Source organism: Capnocytophaga sp. oral taxon 324 str. F0483 (assembly GCF_000318315.2).
GTDB lineage: Bacteria > Bacteroidota > Bacteroidia > Flavobacteriales > Flavobacteriaceae > Capnocytophaga > Capnocytophaga ochracea.
The window spans coordinates 39,100-53,046 of record NZ_KB291482.1 but is presented as its reverse complement, the minus strand read 5'-3'; the positions used below and the strand labels follow the sequence as shown (position 1 = coordinate 53,046).

Below are 13,947 nucleotides of genomic sequence, written 5' to 3'. Positions count from 1 at the left end.
TATAGAAAGGGTATATAAGTAGTTGATTTATACTGTAATATAGCAAGGCTAAAAGTGCTAAAAACGAGGTTTCGAAGCGAAAGTAATGGAAAGGTAAAATGAGAATAGAGCGATGGTTGGGTAATTGCCGACAAACCCAATGAGGGGGAATTGTAACGATGAAAATATAAGATTTTACATTTAATTTTGCTCATTTCGTTTAATTATTGTAGCTTTGCCACTGCTATTAAAACAATATTACATTTAAGATGAACGAAATAGACTACAAATTTGTACATAAAGATTTTAGAATCAATGGATTTCCTATAGATAGAGAACGACTTATTATTTTGGCGGTAGCCTACGTGAAAGATGGTTTGCCTTACCGCAAATCGGTGGGGAGGTTTCTTTTGGATTGGCTTGACGACAGGGATTATATAGAAGCGACGACCTCTGGTTCTACTGGCATTCCTAAGCAAATTCACCTTAAGAAACAAGGTATGGTTAATTCGGCTTTGGCTACGGGTGAATATCTTAATCTTTCACCTAAGAATCGTGCTTTGTTGTGTTTGCCAGCTGACTTTATTGCAGGTAAGATGATGCTTATTCGCGCCATTATTTTAGGTTTACACCTTGATATTATTCGCCCTTCGTCTATGCCTTTATCGCTTACCAGTAAGGATTATGATTTCTGTGCAATGATACCTTTGCAAGCGGCGAAATCTCTTACTGATTTGCCTCGTGTGAAGAAGGTAATATTAGGAGGTGCTTCTATTGATGGAGAATTAGAAGCTAAATTACAGAATATTCCCACAGAAGTGTATTCGTCTTACGGAATGACTGAAACTATTTCGCATATTGCGATGCGCAGGGTAAATCACACGATGGAGCACGAAACTACCTATAAAGCAATGCCTAATGTTACGTTTACCCAAGACGACCGCAATTGTTTGGTAATTAATGCACCTTTGATTGCCGACCACCCTGTGATTACTAATGATATTGTAAATCTCATATCGCATAGTGAATTTGAGTGGTTAGGGCGTTTTGACAATATTATCAATTCGGGAGGCTTTAAAGTCTTTCCAGAAAGTGTAGAGCACAAGATTAAGAAGTACATCAAAGGTGATTACTTTATTACTAAAGAACCTGATGATGAATTAGGACAACGAGCAGTGCTTTACGTACAGGGTGAGGAGAAGGATTACCCTACTTTGGCACACGATATTTATATGGATAAAGATATACTGAAATACGAAGTGCCTCGCCAAATCTATTTCGTTCCTAAGTTTGTGTATACCGATAATCAAAAGCTAAGAAGGGACGAAACGGTTAAGAAATACAAGAAATAAGATGAAACTCAAGAGATTTATCCCTTATATATTGCCTTATAAGAAACAGGCAATACTGAACATATTTTTCAATATTCTTTATTCACTCTTTAGTGCACTTTCGTTTGTGGCACTTATCCCGATGCTTGATGTACTTTTTGGCAAAGCGCAAACAGTAGCTGAAGCTCCTGTATATTCGGGTAATTTGTTGGATTTAGGGAGTTATGGTAAAGCCTACTTAAACTACAAAGTAGGAATTCTTGCGGGAGAAAATACTATTTGGGCTCTTGGAATAGTGATTGCTTTGGTAATTTCACTCTTCTTGCTGAAGAATATGTTTAGCTATTTAGCTTCTTTTTTCATCACTTACCTTCGCAATGGTGTATTACGCGATTTGCGTGATGCACTTTACAAAAAGGTTGTAAGCCAACCGATAGCATTTTTCTCAGAACAGCGCAAAGGCGATATTATGTCGCGTATGGTAGGTGATGTAAACGAAGTACAATACTCATTGCTCTCGGGATTGGAGGCTTTTGTGAGAGAACCTCTTACTATTCTCTTTTCTATTTTGGTGATGCTAGGTATTAGCGTGAAACTTACAGTATTTACCTTTGTATTTATTCCTATTGCAGCGGCAGTAATTTCGAGGATAGGTAAATCACTAAAAAAGAATTCAATAGCTTTACAACAAGAGCAAGGGCGATTTCTTTCGCTCATAGAAGAGACTATAGGGGGATTGCGCATTATAAAGGCATTTAATGCTGAGGGTATTTTTTCTAAGAAATTTAAGGAATCTAGTAATACTTTTAACCGATTGAGCAATAAGGTAATGAACCGTCAGAACTTAGGGTCGCCAATGAGTGAGTTTCTCGGTATCCTGATGATTGCTATTTTGCTGTGGTTTGGAGGCTCGTTAGTGTTGGTAGATAAAACATTAGAGGGCACTCAATTCATTGCCTTTATGGGATTGGCGTACAATATTCTCACCCCCGCTAAGGCTATCAGTAAGGCATCATACGATATGCGAAAAGGGAATGCAGCAGCCGAGCGTATTTTGGAAATCCTTGATTACGAGAATCCTATTAAAGAGTGTGAAAATCCTGTTGTAATTTCTGATTTTACCACTGCTGTAGCTCTGAAAGATATTACTTTTGCGTATGCTGAACTGCCCGTACTCAGTCATTTTTCTTTGGAAATACCTAAAGGAAAGACAATTGCCTTAGTAGGACAATCGGGGAGTGGCAAGAGTACTATTGCGAACCTTATCACTCGTTTTTACGATGTAAATCAGGGAGAGGTACTTATCGATGGGGTGAACGTAAAAGATATGCAAACTGCCTCCTTGCGAAAGCTCATAGGGGTGGTATCGCAGGATTCTATTCTTTTTAATGATACGGTAAAGAACAATCTGCTGATAGGAAAGCCCGATGCTACTGATGAAGAACTAGTGACAGCGGCTAAAATAGCCAATGCTTATGAATTTATAAAAGACCTTCCCAAGGGTTTCGATACCAACATAGGCGATGCAGGTAGTAAACTGAGTGGCGGGCAAAAACAACGCCTTAGTATTGCTCGTGCAGTACTGAAAAACCCACCTATAATGGTACTCGATGAGGCAACTTCGGCACTTGATACTGAAAGCGAGCGTTTGGTACAGAATGCCTTAGAAAATATGATGAAGAACCGCACTTCGGTAGTGATTGCACACCGGCTTTCAACAATCCAAAATGCTGACCAAATAGTAGTAATGCAAAAAGGGCAAATAGTAGAGCAGGGTACCCATACTGAACTGATACAAAAGAACGGTATGTATAAAAAGTTAGTGGAAATGCAATCGTTTGAGCAATAAGCTTAGGGTATAGGAGTGAGCCACACAGGCAGGTGCGAGCCGCACGGGCAGATAAACAAAAGACGAACAAAAGACGAACAAAAGACGAACAAAGAACGAAGGAAAGGCGAACAAATGACGAATCTAAACCGAAGAAAAAGCGAATAATAAATCAACTATAGACAGATATTTATACTTACTTATTTAGAACTTTAGCAAGAAGAAAAAAGTGTTTTTACTTTTTTCGTACCTTTGCACCCAAATAGATTATAAACGAACAAAACTAATGAAGAATTTTATAGAAGAATTGCGTTGGCGCGGTATGATTCAGGATATAATGCCTGAAACGGAACAACACCTTATGGAAGGCTTACGGGCCGCTTATGTGGGAATAGACCCTACTGCTGACTCACTGCATATTGGTCACTTGGTGGGCGTGATGATGTTGCGCCATTTCCAAAATTGCGGTCATAAACCCTATGCACTTGTAGGAGGTGCAACAGGTATGATAGGCGACCCTTCAGGTAAATCGGTAGAACGCAATTTGCTCACTGAAGAAGTATTAGCACACAATATAGCGGGTATCAAAAAGCAGTTAGCTAAGTTTCTCGACTTTGAAAGCCAAGCTTCTAATCGTGCTGAACTCGTGAATAACTACGATTGGATGAAAGACTTCTCGTTCCTTTCATTCATTCGCGACATTGGTAAGCACATCACCGTAAACTATATGATGGCTAAGGATTCGGTAAAAAAACGCTTCGACCCTAATGAAAATACCGATGGAATGTCGTTTACTGAGTTCTCATACCAACTCTTGCAAGGTTATGACTTTTTGCATCTCTACCGTGAGAAAAACCTCACTTTGCAAATGGGCGGCTCTGACCAATGGGGAAACATTACCACTGGTACCGAGCTCATTCGCCGTATTGCTGGAGGAAAGGCGTATGCCCTTACTTGTCCGCTGATTACTAAAGCCGATGGTACTAAATTCGGTAAGAGTGAAGGCGGTAACGTATGGCTTGACCCTGAGAAAACTTCGCCTTATAAGTTCTTCCAATATTGGATTAATACTTCCGATGCCGATGCAGAACGTTATATTAAAATCTTTACAATGCTCAGCAAAGAGGAAATCAATACTCTCATCGCACAGCACACCGAGGCACCTCACTTGCGCATATTGCAAAACAAATTAGCTGAAGAACTCACCCTATTAGTACACGGACGCGAAGAGCTTGAGAAAGCTAAAAAAGCATCACAAATCCTCTTTGGTAACTTTACTTCTGCCGATTTACGCACTTTAGACGAGAAAACTTTCTTAGAAGTGTTTGACGGCGTACCTCAAGCCGAAGTAAGTGCCGCCGATATTACTGGTGGACTTGATATGATTGCCATTCTTTCAGCAAAAACGGGCTTCATTAGTTCTAACTCCGAAGCACGTCGTGCCTTGAAAGAGAACTCTATTTCCGTAAATAAAGAGAAAGTAGGTGAAGACTATCAAATAGGGGAAAAAGACCTTGTAGATGAGAAATTTATCTTATTACAACGCGGAAAGAAAAACTACTTTATAGTGAAGAAAGTGTAGCTCTCTATAATATTCAACTTTGTCAAGGGAGCGCGCCGTGCAGATAGAAAAACTTTGGCAAAGTTTTTAACTTCTAGTTCTTAACAATGAAACTCCTCTTACCCTTTATTTTATGTTTCTTACTTATCGCTTGTAAAACAGTAGATATGACGGTGCTAAATGATGTGCCCTTTTATGCTTTTTCTAAAGAAAAGGAAGGAGATAATGAACGTAAATTTCCTTTTGTACCTTTGGAATATCAACAGCAAAAGGCAGTAGTGAACAGCTTTCGGTTGCATTTTAAAAAAGATTCTTTGTTTGTAACTTACGACTCAATTGCTAATGACTCAACTATTCCTGTAGTAAGAGGCTTTAAAGGTAAGCAAAAACGGCGCTTTTGGCGCTATTATGCTGCTCGTGAAATAGAACCTTATTTTCCTATTTATATGAGGATTTATATTCACCGGTTGCGTTTGCGCCCTACTGAAGAAGGAAATTTGAGAGTGGATACTTATGTAGATAATGAGGGGGTTGTATTAGTTATATTAGGAACAGGTTATTCCTATAAACTGAAGCATATTTATAAGCGTATCAATGATGAAGAGCTGATGATTCCTTTTTTTGAAAATGGTAAATATGGTATCAACAAGGGAGGAAAATTGTTCATACCTGCTCAATATGATTATATCAGCGCCTATACCGATGGTTTCTTTATCGTAGAACAAGGAGGCAAGTGGGGAACGATTGATAAAAATGGTCAGATGATCATTCCTTTAGAATACGATGCTTTGCAGTATGATAAATCAGTAGACAGTCACCCTTTGTTTATAGCACAAAAAGAAAGATGCTACGGGTTTTTAGAACCTTCAGGAGTACCTATCTTACCTCTTATTTATAGTTATATTGAAAAACGATGTAGTGGAAAAAGTTATAATTTAGGGATAGGTGATAAAGTAGGCTATTTTACTTATGATATTAACTCTTCGTCAAAAAAGCCTTATTTATTTATTCCTGCTGTATACAGCAAAATAGAAATGCGTACCCTCTATTGGGATTATATATTAGTGTACGAAGGACTTACGCCTTTGTTCATAGACCACACAAAGGTAATGAATACAACTTACAGACAGTTCATCTGAGTAAGTGGGAAGCTTTTATGGGAGGAGAGTCAGAGCAGGAATGTATAGTAAAGATTGATAATAGTTTTTATAAACCCAACTTAGAGACCAAGCGCCCTGCAATGCGCTCTGAAAACCCTATACTTGTATTAGAAAAATGAAAACTCTGATTTCTTTCTTGTTATTCTTAAAGAGGAAATACAAATAGGCAATCAATATTACCATCCTCATATAGAAAGTAAGCACCCAAGAAAAGAAACACCCTAATCTTCTTCTATTATATGTACCCCAAAGAGATTACTAAAAATCTCTTTTACTTTTATAAAATCACTTTGTCGTACGGCTAAATGTAGCACACAGTTTTCAGTGAGCAGTTGATGACTGATAGTGAGGTTTTGCTCTTTTACTACCCGCATTACTTTGTTCATCAGTGGATATTCAAAACTGATGATGAGTTCCTCGGTAATGCGCTTTTCTACAATTTCTACTTCTTGCAAGGTGAGTTGAGCAGTAGTTTTGTAAGCCTGCACCAATCCGCCTACCCCTAATTTAATCCCTCCGAAATAGCGCACTATTACCACCAGTACGTTAGTAAGCTCAAATGACTGTATTTGTCCATAAATAGGAATCCCTGCTGTATTGTTAGGTTCACCGTCGTCGTTAGTGCGATAACGCTGGGTAGTGCCATATCCCAACTGCCACGCATAACACCAATGCCGTGCCGAGAAATGTTCTTTCTTCACAGCTTCGAGATGCACCTTTATCTCCTCTTCAGAAGTAATTGGGAAAGCATAGCCTAAAAACTTACTGCTTTTCTTCTTAAAAATCACCTCTTCTACCGAGGTAGCTATGGTTTTGTAGGTATCCAAATTAGCTAATTATTGAAAGGTATATTTCACTGAAAGTCCTGTGCGAATAGTCGTGATTGGGAAGGCAGTTGAGATAGCTGATTTAGAGAAATTGTATTGGAAATAATACGATGCCAAAAGGTTACGAGTAAGAGCATATTCGGCAGTGAGGTTACCCAACCACGAGGTTTGTCCTGCCGTTACTTGGTTGTTGAATATTTCCATATTGCGTATTACCGTAAACTCATTGAGGTAAGAAAGAGTACCTTTCAGTACTAAATCGCTCTTCAAGGTAGTGAGATTACCATTTACTCGGGTAACGAAACGCAAATCTTTAAATCGGTATCCTACCCCGAATTTGTATTCGCGTTTGAGAATCTCAGTTAGGTAATCATTATCTAAACTGATAGAAATAGTACGGTCTCGGTTGAATTCTGCCAAGAAGCTCATAGAGTTTTTGAATTCCATATCTGCCCTAATAAGCGGATTGAATTGCTCAGCGAGCGTAACAGTAGAATAGAGTTTCTCATTAAGAAAATCGCCTGCTACGTTCGTTTTATTAGGGTTAGCCGGTTCATATTCTAAGTTAGTTCGGAACTCACTAAGCGAGTAGCTAGCACGATAACCGTGTGCCAATGAGAAACGACGGAAAGTATTCTTAATAAACTCTACGCGCATTAGTCCGGTATAGCGTATATTCCACTCAGGGATAGGAATATTCTTGAAAGCGTCAAGCGATACGCCACTGGCGCTACTTCCTGAATAGGCTGCAAAGAAAGCTGGTATCATCACTGCTTGGCTCTTTTTGCTATAACCTATAGGGTAACCTTCTGCATCTACGCTGGCTGGATTCAAACCGCGCGCCTCAGCCAAACGACGCGCTACGGTAAGTCGGTTTTCTTTGAAACGTTCAAAGGCTTCCGACTTGTATTCATCAATCTTATTAAAGGTAGTAGCTATCAAGTTGGTAGAGATATTGAAGCTACCCACTTGGTTACCTACTAATGGATTATAAACAAAGTTCCGCACTTCAAAGGTTTCAGTATAGTTCTCGGTATACTGACGATTAGCCTTTAAGTTGATTTGCAAATCAGGGACAGGTTGCAAATTAGCCGTAAGCAATAGTTGTCTTTCTTGTGATTTAATGTATTGGTCGTTGAAATCAGGGAATTCAGTAAGGTAACCGCGTTTTGCCATCTCGTAACGCAAGTCAGTTTGGTCGCCAAACATAAAGCCTGCCGATGGTTTAAAGGTGCCTAAGAAGCCTACTTGTTGCGTATATCCTGGTATGGTGCGGGCATTGGTAACTGAGTAGTTCACTCCTACTGTTTTAAGCATTGTCAAGAAAGTTTTAGCTACACTGGCTTTTTCTCCTCTTGGAGTAGCTTTTACGCCTAAGTAACGATACAGCTGGTCGAAAGTAAGGTTTGCTGTAAAGTTATGTGTGTTACCGTTTTGCAAGGTGTTTACTTCTTGGCGTGCCAACTGTAAGAGAGTTTGTGAACCGCGCTGATAGTCGAAATCACCAGAATAAGTATAGTTAGCTTTCATAAATTCAAAGAAAGGAAACTTACTAAAAGGCAAATCGTAGTTCACTTGAAACTTCGAGAAGAAGTGGTCTGGAGTTCCTAAATCCCAGAAATCTGACCAAAGTGATACTTCTTTATTAATGCCTGATATATCCCCATTGCCATCGTACACATAGTAATTGCGAATGATACTGTTATTAGTGGCATTGAAGTTCAATCGCAATGATTTAGTCAAATTGTAGTTGATAGCGTATTGGTGATTCATCTGGTAATTGCGCTGTTGTAGCTCAGGGAGTGCTTTTTGCTGATTTGCATTCACACCATCAAAATGTACATCGCGAAACAATTGCTTGGTGAAAGAACGATTGATATCACTAGTAAACATAATGCTGGTAGGCAGAATGTTCAAGTTTATATCTGCTAACCATTGCCAATAGCGCTTATTAGCAAACTTACTACTTTTCTTGAAAGGCTCTACGGCAGTAGGTTTGAAAGTATAGTTGTACATAAAGCCTGCGCGCACTTGTTGTTCATCTTCGTAACGCAACTCGTAATCGCGGTGATTCTTCTCGTTGTAAGCGTAGTTAAAAGTAAAGTTCTCTATGTTGTAAATACGGTTTTTCTGTCCTTCGCCTAAGTTTTTCTTCACCCCGATGAGGTTAATACCGCGTCTTAGTGTATAATCTTCCGCTTGTTCTTTAATAATTTCTCGCTCGCGTGCGTTTTGTGCTACGTCCAATCGGTCTTCTAATTTGATGTCTTGATATACGGGGTCGTACTCTGGGGTCGAGAGTTTCTGCGAGTGATTCAAACCTACTGGTATTTGCATATTCCACTTAGGAGGAAGCAGTTTCCCCGCATTGATGTTCATCATTACATCGTATTCGCGGGTACTTTCTAAGGCGCGCTGATTAGGAGCTTGGTCTACCGCTCCAAAACCTACGGTATGCATACGTCCTGTAGCCGAGATGTTCATTAGTTCAGAGGCATTCGCATCAAGAGAGCCTACGGCTGCCCAACCGCCGTGGTTTTCCAATTCGGCTACACGCAATTCGTTGAACCAATATTCCCCACTCAGTCCATTACTGCCCGATATGTTTTTCACCCCTATCATTACGGCTCTTACACTACCGAGCGATGGATTCCCTTTGATTACATAACGGTTTTGTCCCGCTACGTGTGGCGCACTCTCAGGTACTACATTGAAGTTTGCATCGTAGTATACTGCATCACTCATTGTTTGGTTGCGTATGCTGATAGCTTTTAACTTGGTGAGCACGTCCATTGGGATAACCAATTGGTTGTTTTGTGGCCATATCAGTTGCTCTGTCGAAGCACCCGCAGGCGTTACCTGTAAGGGTATTTCCACTTGGTAATAGTTGTCGTTAAAGTCAGTACCTACCCGCAAGAAAGCCACTGCCTGATTATCGCTCAGCGGTTTGTTCTTATAGGCTTCAGCGTGTACAAACATCTTGATATACTTGTATTGTCGAAGGTCAAAGCGCATTGCCTTGTATACCGCCCTACTATCGTTGTTTTCAAGGTTATCCACTATGTAAGATAAAGCCTGCTCGTTTTGTTCTACCAAGGTGTTGTTGGTATTAATACGCTCACGGCGTACCCCTGGTGGCATACGGTAAGGGATAGGCTGACGAGTTTCGTTCTCAATTAAGTTTACTGAATTGATTTCTACTTTGGTGCCGTCATCACTTGGGTCGTCCTTATCAGTGCTGAGGGTATAATTGTAATAACGCCAATCACCGCGAATAAGGTCAAGTGTACCAAAGCGTAATAGCATTTCTTGAGGGAAGCCTGTAAGGTACATACGCATATGGGTCATCGAGTTGATGATATCCATCTTGTCGTTGTTGTTCAATGGGTATTGGAACCCTTCTCGCCACATCTCACCGCTGGCAATCGGTATTTTAAACTGTATCCAGCGGGCACTTACTTGTTGCCCGTTAGGTGCTTCTACCGATACCACGCGAATATCATTCACATAAGGGTCAGCAGTGGTAATATTAGGTTTAATACGTACTCTGTATTCAAGGTAGTTGTTGGCGGTGTTCATCGTATAATCACCGTTGATATCTTCATAATCAGGAATTGTGGTCGAACCTCTGTTCGTATTAGTCACTGCCACAGGCGAGTTTCCTTGCGTACCATTGTAGTTGTAATAACGGTTTAAGATACCACCACTACGCGCCAAAAAGTATTCGTAGTTATCCATCGCAGGGTCGTTAGGTGAGGTAGCTACGTTATTGTTGTATATTCTCGATTCTTCGGCGTCGGTGAGTCCATCTAATCCTATATCTTGCAAGGCACGGTTAGATGAGTTGTCATCAAAAGCATATATCAGTGATTGTGCCGCAGGTACTTTACCCCAAGACGAGGTATTAATACTTGAAGTAGAAGAAAGTCCTGGTAAGCCGTTTTCATACTGTTTCCTACCGTCTTTAAGTACGTCTTCTGATATATTTCCCAAGTTGAACACCAATTCTCCATCACCACTGTATTCACCTGAATAATAAGGATCCATTACCCAGAACTGCAAGAACTCTATGTTACTTTCTTGAAAATCCGAATAGCTCATACCGCGCATAATTCCTGCCCATTTGTCGTTTTTAGTACGAGAAGCAAAACTTGGGTCGTTGTTATAAGGCCCTTTTACATTAGGATAATAAGCTAAGTCTAAGGTAGTTTGTACTAACGATTGTCCTTGGGCTAATTGCTGTTGTGGGAAGATTTCTTCTATAAAAATACGACGTGTACTATTCTTAGAGATTTCGCTACTACTTATCTCCGAAGGCTTTTGGTTTGAATAGAACACAGGGTCTATGGTATACCACGACAGTTTGGCACGCCCATAACCATTGCGTAGGTTATCGGGGTCATCAGGTCCGTTACCGTATAGGGTGCGTGAAGCTGTACCACTACCTTGTCCAAATTCCAAAGGCGTGCTCGCCAATTTCCACGCAAGGGGCGAACGCATATCAATAGTGGCTTGCGCTGCCTCAAAGTCGTCTAAGTACACGGTAGTTTCCCCGTCAAAATCATCTGCCTTAGGGGTACCGGCTCTTAGGTAAGCAAATTCACCTCGTATAGATAGATTCGACGGCGCATCGCTCTTAATCGTAGGAATACGGTTTACCCAGCGAGTTAGGAAAGGTAGCTCAGTAGAGTAAGTTCCTCCAAAACCGAAGATAGTATTGTTTACGGCTTCTTGTCCGTAGCTGGTCTTTTGGGTATAAGGTCGTTCGCGTAGGTTCACGATAGAACCTCCAATGATAAACTTATCGTTGAATTTGTGTTCTACATTCACGCCCATAAAGCGGGTGGTTTTCCCTCCAAAAATCAGGTTGTTCTCTACTGAAACCTGTATAGGCAAGTTGCTCGCTTCAAGACTCGGATTGATAATTTCCACAATTCCTGATTGATAGTCTACTAAATAGTCTAATCCTTCAACCAGTATACGCCCACCGGCTGTTACCGTTACTGAACCACGAGGTATGTTGAAAGCTCCTAAGGATATACCTCTTCTACCCGATGACTTATAGCGTCCTTTCATTTGGAACTTATTCTTATCACCGTCCATCTGGGCTTGGGTTTTCGTATTTTTGTATAGTGAAGTATATACGTATTTTCGTTGATTGTCATTATAAGTTGCGGGGTCATCATAATTTGCACCACCACCTAAGGTGTTGTATAGGTATTCACCAAAAGGCTCTACTTTGGTAAAGAATATTTTTCCGTATTGTTCGTCTACGGTAATGCCCGGAACAAAATCAAAGAACCCGTCACCACCTGGCTGAGGGTCGTTGTATTTGTTGAGGCGGTCGAAGTTGAAGAGATTTAACAAAATGCGGTCTTCCAATCCTGTAGGCCAACCGTTATTGTTTACTTTTTCGATATAGTTAATAGGGGAGGGGTTGGAGTAGAAGATATTCATACGGAAATCTTCTGCTGAAAGCTGTGCCGAACCTACTGAATACACGTTCTTCATCATCAAATCCCAAATAGGGTCTTTCACATTTAAGCGGTTACTTTTAAGCATCTTCAACACCAAAAGGTTGTTGGTAATTGCATTGTTACCACCTCCGTAGAACTGATTGGTAGTTGCCGAGATACCGTCGTTGGCAAACTCACCCACTTGATACACTTGGCTACCGTAGGTATATTGATAAGCTACCGCCAATACCTCATCGCTACTAAGGGCTGTGTTCAGCGATATATAACCGAGTTTGGTATCTACTTTATAGTCCACTCCCTCTTCAAGTTTACGAGCGTTCTCTATAACGGCGTAGTCGTAACCCTGACTCACGTAGGAGCTGTTCGTGCCAAAACCTTGTTGTACCGTAGCCACATCGCGAATAGCGCTAGTAAGTACCGAATTTGGCGTGCCCAAACGTGTAGGGTCGTATTTGTTAGCCCCATTGGCAGGCATATTATTGGTGGTAGCATTAAAGAAGCTGGCTCCTGCTTTATTTCCCAAACGCGTATTCTCCATTTTGGGTTCACCTAAGTCTTGTACAGCCAAGATATTGCGGATATTCCCCATACGGCTATTGCGGTTGGTTACCCACACCTCCAAACGGGTAATTTGCACTTTACTATTGATAAATGGGTAGTTTTCTAAAGCGCGGTCGTAGTTATCACGGAAGAACTGTGCGAGGAAGTAGTTGCGGTTTTCGTCGTAGTCAAGAGCCGAAAATTCAAACTCTGTAATAGTACCACTGCCTTGGGCACTTACGGTCTTTCGCTCCGATTTCTGTTCAGAGAAAACACCCGTGATAGTAGTGCGCCCAAATTTAAGTTCTGTCTTCACCCCGAAAAGGCTCTGCGAACCTGTGATGAGTGAGTTAGACATCGGCATTGAGATATTACCCAATTCTATTTTTTGTACGATATCGTCTTCATCAGGGGTATATTCTAATTTAAATACATTTTGGAAATCAAAAGAGGCTTGTGTGTCGTACTGAGCGTTAAGTGTTAGGCGTGTACCTATCTTACCGGTAAGCCCTAAGCTGATGCGCTGTTCAAAATCTAAGCCCCACGAACTGCGGTAACGCGGACTCACTACGGGGTTGTCGTTGCGCGTATAGCGTACGCCTAAATCTACCCCTACACTTCCCTGCGGAATCAGTTCTATATTGCGCCCCCCGAACACGCTTTCAAAAAAGTCAGAATTTACGTATAATTCGGGCAAGAGGTCACGTTGCGTTTTTTTCTTATCGGCAGTATTGCTTTGGGTATCGCCTATGGCGTCCAATTTAGTTCGGTAGTATTCCTTCATACGCTCACGCAACACCAAGTTTTCATATTGTTGTACCGTGAGAAACATAGGGGTAGAAAGGTCGTAATTCCCTAATTTCTCAGTGTATACATAGCGGTCGAGCGTCGGGTTATAGGTGTACTGATGCACAATGCTTTTAGGTTGCTCTAACCCTATACGCCCAATGCCATTCCGCACAGTCGTCTCAGTTTGAGTACTCGTAGCGGTTTGGGTCGTAGGGGTTACTTGTGCTTGAACACTGAATCCTGCTAAAAGTAGTAGAAATAAGGTTAAACGTTGCTTTGCTGACATCTTATAAGAAATAATTAAACACCTATAAACCAAATTATTGCTATAACGTTATAACCTCTTTTTTGGCAGATAGGTACATTATGAGATAATGTAATTTGGTGCAAAAATATAAAATAAAGTATAATTAGCAAAGGATATCACTTTTTTTCTACACCAAATGTGTAAATTA

6 protein-coding genes are annotated in these 13,947 nt (G+C 40.7%); 4 read left to right on the top strand and 2 right to left on the bottom strand.

Annotated features, from left to right (window positions below; genetic code table 11):
• Positions 1 to 248 precede the first annotated feature (248 nt).
• From HMPREF9072_RS00770 to HMPREF9072_RS00755, 4 genes are all read left to right on the top strand, one after another.
• Entirely contained in the window at positions 249 to 1,331 is a 1,083-nt protein-coding gene (locus HMPREF9072_RS00770) for an AMP-binding protein (RefSeq protein ID WP_002671241.1), read from the top strand.
• A gap of 1 nt (position 1,332) precedes the next feature.
• The gene (locus tag HMPREF9072_RS00765) at positions 1,333 to 3,159 is read left to right on the top strand and encodes an ABC transporter ATP-binding protein (RefSeq protein WP_009410041.1); all 1,827 of its coding nucleotides are present in this window, start codon (positions 1,333 to 1,335) and stop codon (positions 3,157 to 3,159) included.
• Positions 3,160 to 3,424: 265 nt separating this feature from the next.
• Positions 3,425 to 4,720: a tyrosine--tRNA ligase gene (tyrS, locus tag HMPREF9072_RS00760; RefSeq protein ID WP_009410039.1), complete on the top strand. Its 1,296-nt coding sequence runs from the start codon at positions 3,425 to 3,427 to the stop codon at positions 4,718 to 4,720.
• Between the two features lie 86 nt (positions 4,721 to 4,806).
• The gene (locus tag HMPREF9072_RS00755) at positions 4,807 to 5,838 is read left to right on the top strand and encodes a WG repeat-containing protein (protein ID WP_009410038.1); all 1,032 of its coding nucleotides are present in this window, start codon (positions 4,807 to 4,809) and stop codon (positions 5,836 to 5,838) included.
• Positions 5,839 to 6,080: 242 nt separating this feature from the next.
• On the opposite strand, the gene HMPREF9072_RS00750 is transcribed toward HMPREF9072_RS00755, so the two are convergent.
• Both HMPREF9072_RS00750 and sprA read right to left on the bottom strand, forming a co-directional pair.
• Complete coding sequence (locus HMPREF9072_RS00750; RefSeq protein ID WP_009410036.1) at positions 6,081 to 6,686, bottom strand: YigZ family protein; 606 nt, start codon at positions 6,684 to 6,686, stop codon at positions 6,081 to 6,083.
• 9 nt (positions 6,687 to 6,695) lie between these two features.
• Positions 6,696 to 13,778, bottom strand: coding sequence for a cell surface protein SprA (gene sprA / locus HMPREF9072_RS00745; protein ID WP_009410035.1), 7,083 nt, complete (start codon positions 13,776 to 13,778; stop codon positions 6,696 to 6,698).
• Positions 13,779 to 13,947: the final 169 nt, after the last annotated feature.